20 protein-coding genes are annotated in these 18123 nt (G+C 62.3%); 7 read left to right on the top strand and 13 right to left on the bottom strand.

Features of this window, described 5'->3' with window-relative positions:
- Nucleotides 1–22: 22 nt before the first annotated feature.
- Nucleotides 23–646 (top strand): plasmid pRiA4b ORF-3 family protein, encoded by a 624-nt coding sequence (locus IQ35_RS03495; protein WP_145071987.1) that lies wholly within the window; start codon nucleotides 23–25, stop codon nucleotides 644–646.
- Here the strand turns inward: IQ35_RS03495 and recD2 are convergent, their stop codons facing one another.
- The 13 genes from recD2 to IQ35_RS03430 all read right to left on the bottom strand — a co-directional run bounded on the left by recD2 (nucleotide 647) and on the right by IQ35_RS03430 (nucleotide 13030).
- On the bottom strand, nucleotides 647–2848 hold the full coding sequence (gene recD2 / locus IQ35_RS03490) for an SF1B family DNA helicase RecD2 (RefSeq protein ID WP_145071986.1): 2202 nt from the start codon (nucleotides 2846–2848) through the stop codon (nucleotides 647–649).
- Nucleotides 2845–3282: a hypothetical protein gene (locus IQ35_RS03485; protein WP_053554362.1), complete on the bottom strand. Its 438-nt coding sequence runs from the start codon at nucleotides 3280–3282 to the stop codon at nucleotides 2845–2847. The genes recD2 and IQ35_RS03485 overlap by 4 nt, the downstream gene beginning before the upstream one ends.
- Before the next feature lie 8 nt (nucleotides 3283–3290).
- Nucleotides 3291–3935: a hypothetical protein gene (locus tag IQ35_RS03480; RefSeq protein WP_053554363.1), complete on the bottom strand. Its 645-nt coding sequence runs from the start codon at nucleotides 3933–3935 to the stop codon at nucleotides 3291–3293.
- A 50-nt stretch (nucleotides 3936–3985) separates the two neighbouring features.
- Nucleotides 3986–4372 (bottom strand): hypothetical protein, encoded by a 387-nt coding sequence (locus IQ35_RS03475; protein WP_145071985.1) that lies wholly within the window; start codon nucleotides 4370–4372, stop codon nucleotides 3986–3988.
- Complete coding sequence (locus IQ35_RS03470) at nucleotides 4369–5688, bottom strand: recombinase family protein (RefSeq protein ID WP_145071984.1); 1320 nt, start codon at nucleotides 5686–5688, stop codon at nucleotides 4369–4371. The genes IQ35_RS03475 and IQ35_RS03470 overlap by 4 nt, the downstream gene beginning before the upstream one ends.
- Nucleotides 5685–6146: a DUF2924 domain-containing protein gene (locus IQ35_RS03465; protein WP_021245833.1), complete on the bottom strand. Its 462-nt coding sequence runs from the start codon at nucleotides 6144–6146 to the stop codon at nucleotides 5685–5687. Before IQ35_RS03465 ends, IQ35_RS03470 begins: the two co-directional genes overlap by 4 nt.
- Nucleotides 6147–6348: 202 nt before the next feature.
- On the bottom strand, nucleotides 6349–8031 hold the full coding sequence (locus tag IQ35_RS03460) for a DEAD/DEAH box helicase (RefSeq protein WP_145071983.1): 1683 nt from the start codon (nucleotides 8029–8031) through the stop codon (nucleotides 6349–6351).
- A 14-nt stretch (nucleotides 8032–8045) separates the two neighbouring features.
- Complete coding sequence (locus IQ35_RS03455; RefSeq protein ID WP_145071982.1) at nucleotides 8046–8648, bottom strand: hypothetical protein; 603 nt, start codon at nucleotides 8646–8648, stop codon at nucleotides 8046–8048.
- A 4-nt stretch (nucleotides 8649–8652) separates the two neighbouring features.
- Nucleotides 8653–9540 (bottom strand): ATP-binding protein, encoded by an 888-nt coding sequence (locus tag IQ35_RS03450; protein ID WP_242003276.1) that lies wholly within the window; start codon nucleotides 9538–9540, stop codon nucleotides 8653–8655.
- The gene (locus tag IQ35_RS03445; RefSeq protein WP_021245837.1) at nucleotides 9537–9827 is read right to left on the bottom strand and encodes a hypothetical protein; all 291 of its coding nucleotides are present in this window, start codon (nucleotides 9825–9827) and stop codon (nucleotides 9537–9539) included. Before IQ35_RS03445 ends, IQ35_RS03450 begins: the two co-directional genes overlap by 4 nt.
- A gap of 180 nt (nucleotides 9828–10007) precedes the next feature.
- Nucleotides 10008–10577: a sigma factor gene (locus tag IQ35_RS03440; RefSeq protein ID WP_242003279.1), complete on the bottom strand. Its 570-nt coding sequence runs from the start codon at nucleotides 10575–10577 to the stop codon at nucleotides 10008–10010.
- Nucleotides 10578–10778: 201 nt separating this feature from the next.
- Nucleotides 10779–11885: a hypothetical protein gene (locus IQ35_RS03435; RefSeq protein ID WP_021245839.1), complete on the bottom strand. Its 1107-nt coding sequence runs from the start codon at nucleotides 11883–11885 to the stop codon at nucleotides 10779–10781.
- Nucleotides 11882–13030 carry a hypothetical protein gene (locus IQ35_RS03430; RefSeq protein ID WP_145071980.1) on the bottom strand — a complete coding sequence of 383 codons (1149 nt, stop codon included), beginning with the start codon at nucleotides 13028–13030 and terminating at the stop codon, nucleotides 11882–11884. The genes IQ35_RS03435 and IQ35_RS03430 overlap by 4 nt, the downstream gene beginning before the upstream one ends.
- Before the next feature lie 324 nt (nucleotides 13031–13354).
- On the opposite strand from IQ35_RS03430, the gene IQ35_RS03425 reads away from it, so the two are divergent.
- From IQ35_RS03425 to IQ35_RS03400, 6 genes are read left to right on the top strand one after another with little or no spacing between them, the layout of a single operon-like run.
- On the top strand, nucleotides 13355–13549 hold the full coding sequence (locus IQ35_RS03425) for a DUF6511 domain-containing protein (RefSeq protein ID WP_145071979.1): 195 nt from the start codon (nucleotides 13355–13357) through the stop codon (nucleotides 13547–13549).
- Entirely contained in the window at nucleotides 13549–14292 is a 744-nt protein-coding gene (locus IQ35_RS03420; protein WP_145071978.1) for a YqaJ viral recombinase family protein, read from the top strand. The genes IQ35_RS03425 and IQ35_RS03420 overlap by 1 nt, the downstream gene beginning before the upstream one ends.
- The gene (locus IQ35_RS03415; protein ID WP_199739909.1) at nucleotides 14289–16658 is read left to right on the top strand and encodes a phage/plasmid primase, P4 family; all 2370 of its coding nucleotides are present in this window, start codon (nucleotides 14289–14291) and stop codon (nucleotides 16656–16658) included. Before IQ35_RS03420 ends, IQ35_RS03415 begins: the two co-directional genes overlap by 4 nt.
- 3 nt (nucleotides 16659–16661) lie before the next feature.
- Nucleotides 16662–17252 (top strand): crossover junction endodeoxyribonuclease RuvC, encoded by a 591-nt coding sequence (locus IQ35_RS03410; RefSeq protein WP_221442131.1) that lies wholly within the window; start codon nucleotides 16662–16664, stop codon nucleotides 17250–17252.
- Nucleotides 17249–17518 (top strand): DUF6378 domain-containing protein, encoded by a 270-nt coding sequence (locus IQ35_RS03405; protein ID WP_145071977.1) that lies wholly within the window; start codon nucleotides 17249–17251, stop codon nucleotides 17516–17518. The genes IQ35_RS03410 and IQ35_RS03405 overlap by 4 nt, the downstream gene beginning before the upstream one ends.
- Nucleotides 17502–18083 (top strand): hypothetical protein, encoded by a 582-nt coding sequence (locus tag IQ35_RS03400; protein ID WP_145071976.1) that lies wholly within the window; start codon nucleotides 17502–17504, stop codon nucleotides 18081–18083. The genes IQ35_RS03405 and IQ35_RS03400 overlap by 17 nt, the downstream gene beginning before the upstream one ends.
- The last annotated feature ends 40 nt before the right edge of the window (nucleotides 18084–18123 follow it).

Below are 18123 nucleotides of genomic sequence, written 5' to 3'. Positions count from 1 at the left end.
GCGGTCTGCTATGGTTCCCATCATGACGACCCGCAGCGCCATCGACAGCTTCACCGAAATCACCACCCTGCGCATCGAACTCAGGGGGTCCGATCCGCTGATCTGGCGGGTAGTCGAGGTGCCCACGTCCATCACCCTCAAGGTGCTGCATGACATTGTTCAGGTCTCGATGGGCTGGTGCGATTATCACCTCTGGGAGATGGTGATCGACGGGAAGACCTACGGCCTGCCGATGGACGAGGACTTTGGCACCGCGCCCCGGAAGGTGGCAGATCGGGTTCGCTTGCGTGATGTGCTGACAGGCGACACCACCCGGATCGACTACATCTACGATTTCGGCGACAGCTGGGAGCACAGCCTCGTTGTCAGCGATGTCCGCGCAGGCGCGCCCGGAACTGGCTATCCCCGCTTCATTGCCGGCGAGCGCGACTGCCCGCCAGAGGACTGTGGCGGCATCCCCGGTTTCTACGAGATGCTTGAAGCACGGGTCGACCCCAAGCACCCAGACCATGCGGACGTCGTTGAATGGCTCGATGGCTATGACCCCGAAGAACTGGACGTGTTCCCGATCGAGGTTGCGCTTGGCCGTATTGCTGCCCGTCGCAACGCGGCTGCCAAGCGCATCATCAAGCCTGCGAATGATTGATCACGCGGAGCGCAGTATGACGTCCTCGGCCGCCTGAAGCCACTCATCGAGTTTTGACCACCGCCGCCGCCCGGACTCATTCTTGACCGCGATGGCGATAGCCTTGGATTGGCCGACCAGCACCACGAGCTTCTTTCCGCGAGTCACTCCGGTGTAGAGGAGATTCCGCTGCAGCATGGCGTAATGCTGGGTCATGACCGGGATCACGACGGCGGGGTATTCCGAGCCCTGGCTCTTGTGGATCGTCGCTGCATAGGCGGGGACCAGCGTGTCGAGTTCGCCGAACTGATAGCTGACCTCGCGGCCATCGAAGTCGACCAGCAGTTCGCCGTCGTCGGTGTCGACGGACTGGATGTAGCCAATGTCGCCGTTGAAGACGTCTTTGTCGTAGTCGTTCTCGATCTGCATGACCTTGTCACCGGGGGCGAAGGTCCAACCAAAGCGTTCCACCTTGGCCGTCGGATTGGGGTTCAGCGCGGCCTGCAGCTCGATGTTCAGCGACCGCGCGCCAACCCCGCCGCGGTTCATGGGGCATAGCACCTGGACTTCGCGCACAGGATCAAACCCGAACTTGCGTGGGATGTGCTTGCCGACGAGATCGATGATCCGCGGTACGGCCTGCTCCGGATCAGCGGCCGGCATGAAGTAGAAGTCGGTATCACCTTCAACTTTGCCCAAATCAGGGATGCGGCCGCGGTTGATCTGGTGCGCGGTGGTGATGATCCGGCTTTGGGCAGCCTGGCGGAAAACCTCGGTCAGTCGGACCACCGGGACAGCATGCGACTGGATGATATCGGCCAAGACCTGCCCAGGCCCGACCGATGGCAACTGGTCGATGTCGCCGACGATCAACAGTGCGGCGGTATCCGGCACAGCCTTCAGCAGCGACTGCATCAGCATGACATCGACCATCGAGCTTTCGTCGACGACCAGCAGGTCGCATTCGAGAGGGTTGTCTTCGCCGCGCTTGAACCCGAACGCCTTGGGGTCGAATTCCAGAAGGCGATGTATCGTCTTGGCCTCCATGCCCGTCGCCTCGGTCATACGCTTGGCGGCGCGCCCTGTGGGTGCGCACAGAAGAAGATTGACGGACTTGGCCGCCAGGATGCGCAGGATGGAATTGACGATGGTGGTCTTGCCGACACCGGGCCCGCCGGTGATCACTGTTACCTTGGATCGCAAGGCAAGTGACACGGCTTCCCTTTGACTGGGCGCAAGGGTCAGGCCCGTGCGCCCCTCAATCCACGGCAGGGCCTTATCCGTGTCGATGGCAGCCCACGGCAGCTGTCCATTGAGCAGCGATCTTAACCGGTCTGCTATGGCCTTTTCGGCGTGATACAGCCCGCCAAGGAAGATGCAGTCGATGTCGCCGACCGTGTCGGCCACTACCGTCCGTTCATCCAGTTCCAGCGCCAGCGCCGTCTCGATCAGCGCGCCATCAACCTCGAGCAGCTTGGCAGCCAGCTGTTTTAATTCGGTCACGGGCAGTCCGCAGTGCCCTTCGCCCATGGCCTCGGTGAGGGCGAAGGAGATGCCAGCGCGAATCCGTACCATGGCCGTCTTCTCGACGCCCAGCTTCTCCGCGATCGTGTCGGCTGTGCGAAAGCCGATCCCGCGGATATCTTTGGCCAGGCGATAAGGGTTATCGCTCATCACCTGAACGGCATCGGCGCCGTAGGTCTTGAAGATGCGCACGGCGCGCGCTGTTCCGACCCCATGGCTGTGCAGGAACACCATGATCTCGCGAATGACTTTCTGATCCGCCCAGGCCGCAGTGATCTTGGCAGCGCGCATGGGGCCAATGCCCTGGACCTCACGCAGCCGTTCGGGGGTGGCTTCGATGACATCGAATACGTCTTTGCCGAACATCTTCACGAGCCGCTTGGCGTAAACAGGGCCGATTCCGCGGATCATGCCGGAGCCGAGATACTTCTCGATGCCCTCGATCGAGGAGGGTTCCGAGGTTTTCAGAAACCGGGCCCGGAACTGCAGGCCATGGTTCCGATCATTGGTCCATTCGCCCGAAGCGGTGATCCATTCCCCGGCGGAAATCATCGCTGCATGCCCTACGGTCGTGACCAAGTCGCGGTGCCCGCGTGCCTTGACCCGCAGGACGCAAAAGCCACTTTCATCGCTATGGAACGTCACCCGTTCCACATGGCCCACGAGCACTTCAGACGTTGGGGCAGCCGGGTGGTTCATCGCAAGCGCCGAGGCTCCGCGACCTCATCCGCGTCTTGGGTTGCCTCGTGCACCTCCTCACGGATGATCTTCTCGGTGATTTCCAGAAGATGCGAGGTCAGCGCATCGCTCAGCTCCTCAAACTCGGGCCACAGGACCTGCTGCACAAAACTCGCGGGAGCGCGGATCAGAACGGTTTGGCGGTGCATACGCGGATAGCGGAACGGTCGGACGCCGTAGCGGCGGCACAGGGCGATGAAGAGCTGGCGCGACCAAGGATCTGGGATCGAAAACTTGAACTCCTCGGAGCTTTCGTTCCGGCTGGCCGATTCAAATTGTTTGCGGATGCGTTCAGCCGCAGCGCCGGCAGCGGCCTTTTCGCCGGCCGTGGAGGCACCAGCGTAAAGCGCCTCGATCTTGCGGAGTTTTTGTCGCAGGCGGTCTTCGGATTGCATGGCGACGATCAGTGCAAGGAAGACCGGGGCAGTTCGATGCCCGCCAGCATCTGCCGCCGCGCTCGCGCGCAAGACATCACGGCCTCATGGATCTCGGCCTCCATGATCTTTGTCAGTTCGCTTACGTGCCTGAATGTCGTCTCCAGCTGAGTTCGGTTTTCTGCTTGGATATCGCGAGCCACGAGATCTTCGATCCCAGCCATCATGGCGCGAAGTTCCCCAAGGTGCCCGAGCGCCCTGTGAGCGCGTTCCGGCAGGTCTACCCGGTCTTGGCCATTAAACAGGCCTTCGACAAAGCCCTCGAGTTCCTGCCGGCGGACCTGGGAGAGTCTGGCAAGATTCTGGGCTGATGGCTCCAGCGCAAGGCGTTGCAAGCGGAACGGGACAGAGCGGCTATTGTGCCTGGTCAGGCTGTTCCACAAGCCATTGACCAGCACATCGATCAGTTCGTTCAGGTCCTCAATTGAGTCGAAGGGCGGAAATTCGCCGCCCCAAAGCCCTTCTACAATCGGCAGCGGGGACGACTCTATGATCGGAGAGGCAATCCCACCCAGAAACCGCGTACGAACTTCGTGATAGGGAACTGGGCATGCATATCTGTCGAGCAGGTCGCATACGGTTTTCTCAGTCGGGGATTTGAACTTGGGCGGCATGGCATTGCCCTATACCACCGGACCACAATCTCGCCAGATTGCGCCGAGAGCTATTCCGCCGAGAATACGATTCCCTTTTGCACCACCCAAGGCTGTTCCGCGATCGCCGACATATCCTTCAGAGACACCGACGGTGACCTTCGCGCAATCAGGATCTGCTCCAGCACAGCCGGGGCCAGATAGGCCAGCTTCATCGTGCGCCTGATGAACGCGGGCGTGACGCCTTCGGCCTCGGCGATATCCGACAATGTGGAAACTGCCCCGCTTTCCAGCTTCCGCCGCCAGCTCCACGCTCTCGCGACCGCCTTCAGCACGTGCGGGTCGATCCCGCCGCCGGTGTCGGGCACCAAGTCGGCTGGCGGCACGATCTTCGGCCGTCCGTTGCGCTTGCGAATGGTGAGCGGGATGAACACCCGCATGGTGGTGGATGCGCTCATGCTGCTTGTCTCCGTTCGGGGGTGACCATTTCCCGGATCACCGACCCGAGACCTTCGGTGCGCAGATCGACCGCAAGGCCGTCGGCGCTGACCGTGACCCGCTCAATCAGCAGCCGGGCGATCCGGGCCTGCTCGGCCGGGAACAGCGATTCCCAGAGACTATCAAAGCCCGACAAGGCGGTGACCACGTCCTGCTCGTCGATGTCCGGATCGTTCCGGCGTGCTGCCTCCATCGCCCGCGCCGCGATTTCCGGCGTGCGCAGCAGCGACCGGATGTGTTGGACTACGGCTGCTTCCACCATGCCGGCATTCAATCGGACAAAGCTGTCGCGGCCCTCACACGCCCGGTTCCGAATGGCATCCATCGAGGTGTAGTAGCGGTAATGCCGACTACCCTTTTTTGTCACCGTCGGTGTCATGGCGATGCCGCGATCCGTGAAAATCAGTCCCTTGAGCAGCGCCGGGGTCTGGGTGCGGGTGTTGGCCGCCCGCTGGCGCGGACTTTCCTGCAGGATGGCATGGACCTGATCCCACAGCTCAGGCGTGATGATGGCCTGATGCTCGCCGGGATAGCTGGTGCCCTTGTGCACGGCCTCGCCGAGATAGAGTCGATTTCGGAACAGCTTGTACAGGAACCCCTTGTCGATAAGTTTGCCCCGCTTGTTCAGGGTGCCGCCCGCCACCAGTTCCCGGGTCAGCAGGGTCGCCGATCCCAGTTCGACAAAGCGCTGGAACATGTGCCGGATCGTGGCGGCTTCGGCCTCGTTGATGACCAGCTTCCGATCAACGACATCGTAACCCATCGGCACGAACCCGCCCATCCACATGCCTTTTGCACGGCTGGCAGCGAACTTGTCGCGGATCCGTTCGCCGGTGACCTCGCGCTCGAACTGGGCAAATGACAGCAGGATGTTCAGCGTCAGCCGACCCATGCTGGTCGTGGTGTTGAACGCCTGCGTCACCGATACAAACGTCACGTTGTTGCGGTCGAACGCCTCGACCAGCTTGGCAAAATCCATCAGCGAGCGTGACAGGCGGTCGATCTTGTAGACGACAATGACGTCGACGAGACCGGCCTCGACGTCTTCCAGCAGGGCCTTGAGACCGGGGCGTTCGAGCGACCCGCCGGAATACCCGCCGTCATCGTAGCGTTCGCGCATGCACGCCCAGCCTTCGGCACGCTGGCTGGCAATGTAGGCCTCGCAGGACTCGCGCTGGGCGTCGAGGCTGTTGAACTCCATATCGAGCCCCTCTTCGGAGCTCTTGCGGGTGTAGACGGCGCAGCGCAGGCGCCGCCGGGGTGCCGTATCGGTCATGCTGCGTCCTTCCGTTCCCGCAGGCCAAAGAAGCGGTAGCCGTTCCACTGGGTGCCGGTGATGTCCCGGGCGATCGCCGACAGCGATTTGTAACGGCGACCCTGCCAGTCGAACCCGTCCTTCAGCACGGTGATGACGTGCTCAGTCCCGTCCCATTCCCGCACCAGTCGGGTGCCGATCACCGGGTTGCGCGGGTCGGCGATGACCGACTTCCGCACCTTCTTGCCCTCGACCTCGTCGGCCAAGGCATCGAGCAGCTGGCGCACCGGCTTCGACAGGCCGCCGAAGGTCAGCTCCTGGATCCGGTAGGCCAGCCGTTGCTCGAGGAACGAGCGGCTGTTGTTGGGCGCTTCTGTCTCGAACAGCTTTGCCCATTCGGCCTTCAGCTGTTTGACCGACATCTCCTTCAGCGCCGCCAGCCGGGCCAGCACCTGCGCTTTGTCATCCTGTTTTTGCATTATCGTCCTCCGTTCCGGGCCTTTGCCCGGGGACGACTGACGCTCTTGGCCGGCGAGATTGCGAGTGAACTATCTCCACCGTGGGCAGATATAGAACTGGACTGTTCGCGCAGGCGCAGGACGCCGGCGGCAACGATGCGCCCCAACTCGGCGATGCGAGCCTCGGCGGTCATCGTGGACGGACAGATGCCGTTTCCTCTGCTCATGCCGCGACCCTCGGCTGTGCTCCGGATACCAGCCGAATGATGGCATCACGGTTCCAGTGGAACTTCAGCTGGCAGTTGGCGTCGTATTTGGAATAGCCGAAGTCCATCGGCGACACCTCGATCCCGGCCCGGCGCAGGCAGCCGAGCTGCTTTGCGGATGCCGGCTCCTTCAGCCAACGCCGGCTCTTGGCCGCTGCCAGGCTGCTTTCGGCCGAGCGCAGAAAATCATCCGCTTCCGCCAGCGCCTGGACACGAGTGCCGATCGCGATCTTGCGCGGCGCACCGGCCTTCGGTCCGCCGAGTGCGTGCCACAAGGTGCCATCGTGGAAAACACCGGCCCAGGCATCGAAGCCGCTCGCGATCAGCGACTCCCCATCACCCCGGATATCGCACCACTGGAACGGAGACTGGTTGAGCAGATCGATTTCGAGCAGATCGAAGTCGGTCAGAAGGCGCTTTTCGCCAACTTCGCGGGCGAAGGTGTGCCCGCAGAAAGGACATTCTCCTGCGCCCAGCGGGATTTCCGCCTGACAGTCAGGACAGGACTTGTAGGGCGCTTCTCCGGGCTGTCCGTCATCATCGTCGAGCGAGATTTCCTGTTCGAGGCAGCCATGACGGATCGCCGCGCCGGCAAAGTCGAGAATGACGCAGTCGGTCTTGATGATGCCGGGATAGCGCTGGGGGTCGACCTTGCGCAGCCCGCGCCCGATGGCCTGAATGAAGGTGCCCTTGTGCAGCATTGGCCGCAGGATGCCGATGCACCCGACTGGCTGGCTGTCGAACCCTTCGGTCAGCACCATGCAGTTCGTCAGGACCTGTACTTCGCCGCGATCAAAGCGGGCAATGAGATCGGCGCGGTCGGCGCCGGCCATGTCGCCCGAGATGGTCTCGGCAGTGATTCCCGCAGAGCGGAAGGCGGCGGCCACGGCGTCAGCATGATCGACAGTGGAGCAGAAGAAGATGCTGCGCCGGTCACCGGCCTTCTCGCGCCAGTGCTGCACCACTGCGTCATTGAGCACTGACCGGTTCAGCACCTTGTCGGCTTGGCGCATGTCGAAGTCACCAGCCATGGAATTGATCCCGGCGAGCTCGTCGTTCACGCCCAGATCCATGGTGTAGGTCCTGGGCGGGACAAGAATGCCGCGTGCAATCAGCGTGCCGATTTTCAGCTGATAGCCGATGTTGTCGAAGGTCTGGCGGAGCGACCGGCCATCACCGCGACTGGGCGTTGCCGACAGTCCGAGGATCTTCACGTCGGGATTGATCCGACGAATGTCCCTGACGATGTCGAGGTAGCCGGAAGCTGCGGCGCGGTGGCATTCGTCGATAATCAGGTGAGAGACATGCCCAAGATCGGCGCGGCGGCCAGCCCGCGCGAGGGTCTGGACGCTGCCGAAAATGAGCTGCCCGGACCAGTCGTTCTGGGAGGCTTTGACGATCGACGACCGCAGGCCCGTAATGCCCGTGATGGCGGCAAGGTTCTGCTGGACCAGCTCATCCGTATGCTGGAGCACCAGCACCCGGGCATTGCGTTCGGCTTCGACCTCTTCGCCGATATAGAACCCGGCCACGGCCGTCTTGCCGGCGCCGGTGGGCAGCATCAGGATGGTATTGCCATGGGCAGCCGTCCGCGACCGGGCGGCATCAACTGCCGCCCGCTGGTAGTCCCTGGGGATCATGGTGATTGCTCCCGTTACTGGGCCCAGAACGGCGCGTTGCCGTTCGGGGAAGTGTTGGGCGACGTGGCAGGAGCCGTTGCAGGCGCTGCGGCATAGGCGGCGGGCGCGGTGCCCATGAGGGCCGCGTATTCGGGATGCTGGGGGCCGATGGCGGCAACGATTACGTTGCGGCCCTGATCATTCGGATCGTTCTTGTCGCGCTCGATGCCAATCTTGGCGATGAACGTCAGCCCGCTCATGTCACCGAAGCTGCGGATGCTGCGCTTGGCGCGGGCCTGTTCGGAGGTGTCGTCAGAGCGGACACCATGCGCGGATTCGAGGATGCCGCGCAGCAACGCGCGCCCCCGGTTGGCATAGGTGTCTTCGGCACCCGTACCGGCATTGCGGCCGCGAAACCCGATGCGGGTGTAAATGCGGCGACGCGCATTCGGGCCATCAGCGATGACCGCCTCGCTGTTGAGATAAAGGGCGGAACTGCTGCGGCTCTGGGTCAGCCAGCCTTCGGGGCCTGCACCGCCGGGGCGGATGGTCAGGCAGACCTTGGCGAGTGTGTTGGCCGGAATGAGGGCGAAGGCCGAGTCCTGGGTGTCGGCGGTGTTGAAATCCATATCGGTCATGGTGTCAGGCTCCGGGCTGCGTGGTGTCAGGATTGGTGGGGAGTTCGAAATCGAGCCGGGCTGCCGGCGGGCCAGCGAGCGGGCCACGGATCTTGTCCATCAGGCGACCCAGGTGGGCCGGCTCGATCGCGGTCAGGCGGCCGGACCGGTCCTTGGCTGGAAAGCCGAACTCGTTGAGGGTCGTGCAGACGAAAGCCCGGTACGGTGCACCTTCGGCCGGACGGATGTCCGCCAGGGTCACGATCTCGTCGACGATGCCAGGCAGTTCCAGGCCGGTCTTGCTGCCCTCGATCTGCAGCGAGAAATACGGCCGGTTGAAATCATCCAGCCGCTTGTCGAGCAGACCGACGAGCCAGACATTCTTGTCCGGCGTGTGCTGGAGGTGGGTCAACCACCCGATCATCTCCTGACCGAGCAAGCCGTAGGCCCCGCGCATATCGGCCTTGCCGCTGCGATCGGACATGGCCTGCGGCTGCCCCTTTGCCCATTGCATGCAAAGGCGCGAGGCGACCGTGATGCTGTCGACGAAGATCGTGTCGTACTTGTCGAGGATGTTCGGCGGACCGAAGGCATTACACACCCGGGCATAGTCGGCCCGGCTGTAGGTCTGATCGTCGCGCATCGCGGGATTGGGGCCGCCGATCCAGCAGGCCAGATCCCGCGCGCGATTCCAGTCGCGGATCCGGATCTCATCGCCGGGCCAGCCCTGCACGGCCAGTTCACCCGCCTCGAGGTTGATGAACAGCGTGGTGTCCGGGTTGAGAGTCCAGAGCTGGGAGGTCTTGCCGATCCCGGAGATGCCGGTCAGCACGCCCTTGATCCCGCGGCGCTCGCGCATCCGTTCGTCGGCGGTGATGATCTGCAGCGGGGCGCTGCTGAAGGCGGCGCTCACTTGCCGCTCTCCAGATCACGCAGGGCGGCCGCGACCGCATTGTCGTAGCCATGGGCGCCCTGGCGCCGGGCACGTTTGACGATTTCCGCCAGCCCGTAAGCGATGCTGTTGAGAGCGCTGGCCTGACGGGAGATCGCCACTTCCGCGAAAGCCACTTCGTCGAGCGTGGCTTCCTCGGTAGGAATGTAGGCTGCGGGGTCATCACCCATCGCGGGCACGGTCAGGATTTCAGGGACATCGCGCAGCCAGAGGGACTTGCGCAGGCGCTTGAGAGGCGGAGTAAACATGTTGGTCACCTTGTTTCGTCAAAGGGACCAGGGTTCGTCAGGTAGTCATCTGCCGGGCCCGACGCCGCCCTGGAGCACGCGGTCGGGTTATTCCCCCGAGGGGGTGTTCTATTCGCCCGAAGGCCCGGCATGATCTTGCGAGGTGGCGACCGGCGCTTGCCGTCGTCCTCTGCTGGTCACCTACCGGCGGGCGGAATGAACTGTCGGGATGCCGCCCAGATATTCCTGCAAACCCGCGACCGCGGCGTCCGCGCGCAACTGGTGCATCCGCTCGTAGATGGTGGAACGGTGCAGACCGGCGTCACGGGCGGCGGCGCTGACATTGTCGGCGGCGAAAATACCGGCGTAGCGACGCAGCACCGGAGACAGGCTGCCCAGAAACCGGCCGACATCGCGCGCCAGGCCGATGCGGATTTCAGCAGGCAGGTACGGCTCGGCGTACAGTCCGTCGGCTTCTGGGATGCTGGCGCCCATCGTTTCGGCATCTTCGTCGCCGTCGGCCGACAGATGCACGTCGATGGAAATCATGATCCGCTCGGCGCGCAACCGTGCGGTGGGGGCCATCAGCGATGCGACACGGTGGTTGATGATGCGGTCTGCGAAGGTTTCGAATGACGCGCGCGCCGGGTCAAAATGGACCTGCCGCTGCAGGAGATCGAGCATCAGCTCCTGCTCGATGTCGGCCTGATCCATGCCTGGCAAACGGCCACTGCGGGCCAGCCTGCGGGCATGATGCCGGATATTTCGCACTACTCGTGATGGGACTCCATCGTAACGGTTCTGATACTCCACGGGGTTTCGCCTTGATCCAGCGGACCAGCTCGAAGGCTGGAATGCTGGTGACGGCGAAATTTCGTTGAGGCCCCAATTTCGGCTGCTTCAGACAAAGAAAAACCGCCGGAAAATGGCGGTTTCCGGCGGTTGGGTTGGCAAGAAAAAACTCGAAAAAAGTCAGTCGTCGTCAACGAAATTTCGTTGGTGTGCGCCTTGACGTCCCTGCTTCAGGCCATCGGCGTTCGTGACGTAAAGCGCGACGTAGGAACCGTCTCTGACCTCAATCGGGTCATCCTTGATGCCGAATGCTGCGATCAGCTTTTTGGAGAGCGCCTGCTTTTGTTTCTGCAGTTTTGCCTCGGAGGGAAAAGGGATTGTCCCGCGCCCGATCGCGATGGCCTTTAGCATCACCCATTGATTGGTGGGCTTGCCGCTATTGGCTTTCGTCATGCCCAGCTGGGCGGGTTCAAATCGTTTCGTATCGCCACCGTAGGTTATGTTGATCACTTCGTCAGACTGAAAAACGATCTTCATCTTGGGCCATGTAGCATCGGGGGGCAGCTGCCAGAGCAATTCAGAGGCAGGGCTTTGCAAAGACTGGCTGATGGCGTTCTCCATCTTGGCCAGCAGATCCGTTACAACGGCAGCCGCACAAACATTGTGGGCATCGTCCGCCAAGAGAGCATCATCGAGGGCCCGATACTCGGTGCCGATGCGGGCCAGATGTCGTTTCTGGTCCTCGGACAGGGTGTGCGCTGTCGGCACCAGAAGCAGCTGTGGTTGAGCCACTTCCTGCAGCAGATCGAATACCGCCAGCCCCCTTTCTGGCTGACTACCACCTTGGAAAAGGCCGAACACGGTGACGCTGCGGCCCGCCACGACGCCGCGGCTGCCGATCGCAAACAGCCCCCCTGGAAGCGGCTTTTGCTGCGCAGGCGTGAGGTTCAGCGTATCGCAGATCATCGCGGCAAATTTCGCGCGATCGACACGCTGCATTTGGATGTCCGCGAGCGTAACCTCAAGGGTATCGCAGACCGCCGGGATATCCTGGCATTCCGCGATCATCCGGCCACCGGACAATTCGATGACCTTGCGGGGGCAAAATTCTCCGGCACCGGACGGACAATCAACCGAGGCTGCACGTCGGCCTGTGTTGACCAGTAGCGGCCTTACAACCTCCCATTCGCCGGGATGACCACCACGCCAGCTGATGGCGGGCATGCCCATATCCGTCAGCATGTCGAGCGTTTCCCAGAAGTTGGTTAGTTTCCGCACCGTGATCATTCATCTCCTGCCGAGCAGAATCCACGAGCAGCAAGCCACTGTTCGATCAGATCGCTATCATCGTCCCGGTCGTAACGGGCAATGTTGGGCAACCGGATCGTGACCGACCTGTCCTTCGACGAATTGGCAAACCGTACCTTGAAACCGACGCTCGTGATCTTTCCGCTCCGCAGCCGTTCAGGCCATTTGTCGGCGAAAGCGGCAAAAATGTCATCAGCCTTGCGAATTTCCCGTTCGGCAAACCCGCCCCAATATTTCTGCACTTCGACCAGAACAACGCGATCGATCCCCTCGATATCGTCACAGGCAAGAGCATCGGGACCATGATTGAGGAGCGGGTCGAAGTTGTATTTGGCGCCTTTCCCGAAATGGTCCGGGTCGTTGAAGAGGACAAACCCCAGAGTATGCAGGTAAAGATCCGTCTCACCCTTGGTCGAAGTGTGGACCCCGATCTCACCACTATTTTCATCGTAGACCAGAACGTCATGCTGCTGGGGGCGATAGAGTTCGGTCGCGGTTTCGCCGCTATCCTGATGTTTGCCTTCCCGCCGCATAGGAAGACCGTGGCGGACGAGCATCCAGACCCGATGATCGCGGCGAAAGGTCAGGAACCGCGTGCCTCGCCCTTTGCGCTTGCTGGAGAACCATTCGTCGAAAGTGGCCTGGATTTCGAGAGTCTGGCCCTCTGACACCTCGGGGAACGGCTGCGGTTCTGCCGTGCGTCCGCTGAAATATTCGAACTTCTTCTGATTGAAGACAACGGCACGGTTATGGGAATCACGAAGCAGATCCGGACGCAGGAGCCAGATTTGCACAGCCACGTCGGCCGGTGTCGCGTCGTCGCTGTGCGCCAGATCGAGCCCGTTTGTCCGCGCCATATTGAGCAGGTCCTCGATCCGCAGATCGCTAGCGGATTCGTGGATGAAATAGAGCGCATCGACCAGTTCGGTCGGGGTTTCGTCGGTCGGCGTCATCAACACGCTGCTCAGCCGGTCGAACGGAAACTCATCCTCGTCGTCGATCAGTTCGACACCGCGCCCGGCTAGATACTCGGACCACGGACTGAATAGAGCCACAAGGTTGGCGGCCGAGATGTTCTTCAGGCGATCGGCTTTGGTGAATAGACGAGGATTGAATGTCGGCATGTAGGCTCCGGGCTGTTTGGGGGATGGCGTCACCAACAAATTTATCGCCCGTGATGCACTTGCCAAGGGGGTAAGTTCCTTTTCTGTTCTCCCGACAGTCCAAAGGGCGCGCCGGTAAGTGACAGGACCATCTGGAGTCCTGTCAAATGCACCGTTTTCTGAGGATTTTTAGCGGACTACGTGTCCGATCCCGGGTCGCCAGCTATCAACTGGCTATCCACATAAATCGCTCCACAGACCCGACCATTCTGGTGGTCGGAGCCGTCGCAGCAGCGAATCATTTGCCCACCCTAACGCTGGTGGTCCTGACCGGGATGGCCGGCCATGGATAATCCCGGCGATCGCGAACGCGCGGCCCTCATCGCCGCGATGAAAAGCATGGGCAGCGCAATGGCTGGGATCGGCTGGCACCGGCGCTTCAACGAACTGACCGACCAACAGGCGGCCGCCCTTGCCGAAGCAGCCGTCGACGGCTTCCAGCGGTCGATGTGGGAGAGCGCACCGGAGGTGCCGTTCTGATGGACCCGCTCGATTTCAACCACCGGGAGAAACCTCCCCAGTTCGTCGATGTGGTGAACGCCCGGATCGACACCGCGCTCACCTTGGAAAACAGCACGCGCGAACCGCGGGCATACCTTGGCGGCAGCAGGCTTGGCGAAAGCTGCGCCCGTAAGCTGCAGTATGAATATCTGAAGGTCCCGCGCGATCCCGAACGGGAGTTCAATGGCAAGACCCTGCGGATTTTCGCGGTGGGCCACGTGTTCGAGGACCTTGCTGTCGACTGGCTGACTAAGGCCGGATACGACCTGCGCACGCGCAATTCATCGGGCGACCAGTTCGGATTTGCCGTCGCGGACGGCCGGGTTCGGGGGCACATCGATGGCGTCATCGTGGCAGGTCCGGACGACCTGGCCGTCCCGGCGTTGTGGGAGTGCAAGTCCGCCAACGCGAAGAACTGGCGAGACATCGTGAAGCGCGGAGTGGCTGTCTCGAAGCCCGTCTACGCTGCGCAAATCGCGCTCTACCAAGCCTATCTCGGCCTCACGGACCATCCGGCCGTATTCACCGCGATCAACAAGGACACCTGCGAGCTCTGGCATGAGCTGGTGCCGTTCAACGGCGCGTTGGCGCAGGCCTGCAGCGATAAGGCCGTGCGGATCCTGCAGGCATGCGACGCCGGTGAATGGCTCCCACGCGTCGCGGCTGATCCCGATCATTTCGAATGCACGTGGTGTGACTGGAAGCAGCGGTGCTGGTCATGATGGCGGCTGACAACGAAGCGGTACAGCCGCCCGTCAAACCAGACGCCGCAATGATCGCGACCTTCACCGACATGGTGTTGGGCTATTGCGAGCATTTCGTCCCCGTCCGCGCGCTTGCCGAAAAAGGCGGCGGCGATCACATGCCTCACACCCCTTTCATGGAAAACGATGCCGAATTGGCGGGGAAGCTGGCGGTCCAGGCCAGCTGGGCGGCCGACAATGGCATGGCCCTGTTCGTGGTCCCGGGGACTGTGCTGGCGGCTGGTGAAGCCAAGGCCGAGCATATTGCCCAGACCCAGGTGGTGCTGGTCGATCTCGATCATGGCGACATCGGCGCCAAACGAGATCACCTGGCGCGGTATTTGGGTGAACCCAGTCTCGAGGTTGCATCGGGCGGCATCACGCCAGAGGGCCAGCGCAAGCTGCACCTCTACTGGCGACTGTCCGAACCGGCCGAGGGCGATGATATAACCACCGTCTGCCGTGCCCGGCACATGATTGCCTGCAAGGTTGGCGGTGACCCATCGTTCCGCTCGCCGCACCAGCCGATCCGGGTGGCAGGTTCTGTACACGCAAAATCCGGCACGCAGCGGCTGGTTGAAATCCTCCACTGCCGGACGCGGGATCATGATCTCGGCGACCTGGTCGAAGCTGTGATGGCCATGCCTCCGCTAGAGGGGGAAGTTCCGTCAGATCTCGATTTCAACAACGCTGGCGTGACTTCCGGAGCGGTGACTGAGCTGTTCAGCCATGTTGTCCGCGAAGGCGGCGTTGACGGCACCACCCGCTTCGAGGCCCTGTCGCGGATCATTGGTTACTGGATCCGTCGGTGCCGCGAAGGCCATGTTACCGCGGCCCAAGCGTGGGCTGAAATTGTCGATTACAACAGCGCCCGCATCGATCCGCCCTGGGAGGAATCGCGCCTTCGGCACGAGGCCGAGAAGATATGGAAGCTCGACAGCGCCAACTACGGCGAGGACTATCTTGATGCAGATCCCGGTAGCGGACCACCCCAAGGTGGCGGCCACAGCGGCGGGAGTTCGGCTCCAGTCCAGTTGACCGAAGATGCCTTGGCTGAGGCGTTCACCGACCAGCATGCGGAGGATTGGCGATACGTCGCGGCCTGGGGTCAGTGGCTGAACTGGTCGGGCACGGTCTGGCGGAAGGAGGACACGCTGCAGGCCTATGACCTGTCGCGGCAGATCTGCCGGGCAGCAGCCCGCAAGGCGGCGAGCGCCAAGCTGAAAGCCAAGCTGTCGTCGGCATCCACTATTGCAGCCGTCGAACGTATCGCTCGGGCGGATCGCCGCCATGCCGAGACCACCGAGGTCTGGGATCGCAACCCCTGGGCGCTGAACACGCCGGCAGGGATCGTCGATCTCCAATCCGGGCTTCTCGGCTCGCATGACCGCCCGGCCTACATGACCAAGATCACCAGCGCGTCACCGCAGGGAGATTGTCCGGTCTGGCTGGAGTTCCTTGATACCGTCACCGGCGGCGATGTCGAACTGCAGCGCTACCTTCAGCGCATGGCGGGCTACTGCTTGACCGGTGTCACGACCGAGCATGCCCTGTTTTTCCTCTATGGCACGGGCGCCAACGGCAAGTCGGTGTTCGCCAACACCCTGACTGCGATAACGGGTGATTACGCAACGGTCGCAGCGATGGACATGTTCATGGCGAGCCACGGCGATCGCCACCCGACTGATATGGCGGGCCTGCGGGGCGCGCGGGTCGTCTCCGCCATCGAAACTGAACAGGGCAGCCGCTGGGCCGAGAGCAAGCTGAAGGCATTAACCGGCGGCGACAAGATCACCGCCCGGTTCATGCGGCAGGATTTCTTCGAGTTCATGCCCCAGTTCAAGCTGCTGGTGGTCGGCAACCACAAGCCATCGATCCGCAATGTCGACGAGGCAATGCGGCGGCGCCTGCACATGATCCCGTTCACGGTGACTATTCCGGCCCACAAACGCGACAAGCGTCTGCCGGATCGGCTCCTGGCGGAACGCGACGGCATTCTCGCATGGGCGCTGCAGGGCTGTCTGGAATGGCAGCGGACAGGTCTGAAACCGCCCGCATCGGTCCTTGCCGCCACCGAGGAATATTTTGAGGCCGAGGATGCTCTGGGGCGGTGGCTCGAGGAGCGCTGCGACCAAGCTGCGCATCTGCAGGACACCTCCCAGCGGCTCTACGCTGACTGGAAGAGCTGGGCGGATGCGAACGGCGAATTCCCCGGATCGAACAAGCGGTTCTCCGAGACCCTCGCCAATCGCGGATTTGCGCGCGCCAACACCAGCAAAGCCCGAGGTTTCCGGGGGCTCGCACTGCGTCAGGCCCAACCCCAGACCAGCCCGATGGAGTTTTGAAAAATGCCAGCAAAATCAACATCGGTGACGGATGTGACGGATCGTCCCCTTATAAGCGTTACACGCGCACACGCGCGCGCCTCTGGAGGTGATAATAGGGAACCCGTCACATCCGTCACTATCCGTCACGGGGCTGTCCTTGCCCTCGATCTCGGCACCAGTACCGGCTGGGCCTTCCGGTCGCCCGACGGCCACATCAGCACCGGGACGGTGTCGCTGAAGCACACCCGCTACGACGGTGGCGGCATGCGCTATCTGCGCTTCCGTCGCTGGCTCGAGCAGCTGGATCTCGATGCCGGCCCCATCAAGGCGATCTACTTCGAGGAAGTGCGTCGCCACGTCGGCACCGATGCAGCCCATGTCTATGGCGGGCTGTTGGCCGTGCTGACCGCATGGTGCGAGGAACATCTGGTTGCGTATCAGGGCGTTCCTGTCGGCACGATCAAGCGGTTCATCGCCGGCAAGGGCAATGCCGACAAGGCGGCTGTCATCGCGGCCGTCCAGACACAGGGCTTTGCGCCTGCCGACGACAACGAGGCTGATGCCATCGCCATCCTGCTCTGGGCTATCGAGACCCGTGGAGGTGTCCGGTGAGCGCGGCCGGTTTGCTGAAGCGCGTGGCGCAGGTACTGGAAGATCGCGGCGCTGCCTACGGCGATCCCAAAACCCAGATGGAGGCCATCGCCCGGCGCTGGTCGATCACCCTGGGCACGCCCGTGACGGCGCAGCAGGTTGCGCTGTGCATGATCGACCTGAAGCTGGCACGGCTCGCCCACGACCCCAACTATGCTGACGGTCCGATCGACGTGATCGGCTATGCGGCGCTCATTCCGGAGATTATCCGTGGCTCGCGGTCGTAAGCGCAAGGCGGGCCGCCGCCATCCATCCGGTAAACTGGTCCAGCCCGGGAAAGCCGAAACCCAGCGCGAGGCGACCGCGACCGTGCTTGAGGCTCGTCAGCGCCATTACGGTGTGACGGCCAGGCAGGCCAAAGATGAGCGGCTGGGTACGGCGCTGGGACGGCTGGCGTTTGCAGGGGCCATCACAGCAGAGCAGTTGGCCGCAGGTGAATTGTACGGGGATCTCATGGCGCGCAACCGCGGGGTCATGGGGCTACCGCGGATCCACCCGCATTCCGCTGCTGGGTTGATGCTGGATGAAGGCATTTTCGGCCAGAACACGAACGTGCACGAACCCGAGTTTGTGGAAAAGGTCCGCCGGCGGGCAGCAGCAGCAATTCTGATGGTCAGGACCTCAGACAGCGATGCACCGGCGTCGTCGGGGCGCAAGCCGAGCATCCTCGTGCATGCGATTGCGTGCTACGAGACCGACGCCACAATGTGGGGACAGGCTGACCTGCGGAACCTCTGTCACGGCCTTGACGCCTTGTGCCGGTTGTTCCGCATCGGCAGTGACAGTTCGTGATCAGATTAACCCGCCCATCAAGTGAAGTAACAAACTGAAT

This window comes from Sphingobium wenxiniae (genome assembly GCF_007830065.1).
In the GTDB taxonomy this organism is placed as follows: Bacteria; Pseudomonadota; Alphaproteobacteria; order Sphingomonadales; family Sphingomonadaceae; genus Sphingobium; species Sphingobium wenxiniae.
The sequence above is the reverse complement of the archived record's forward strand: the minus strand, read 5'-3'. Positions and strand labels throughout refer to the sequence as shown.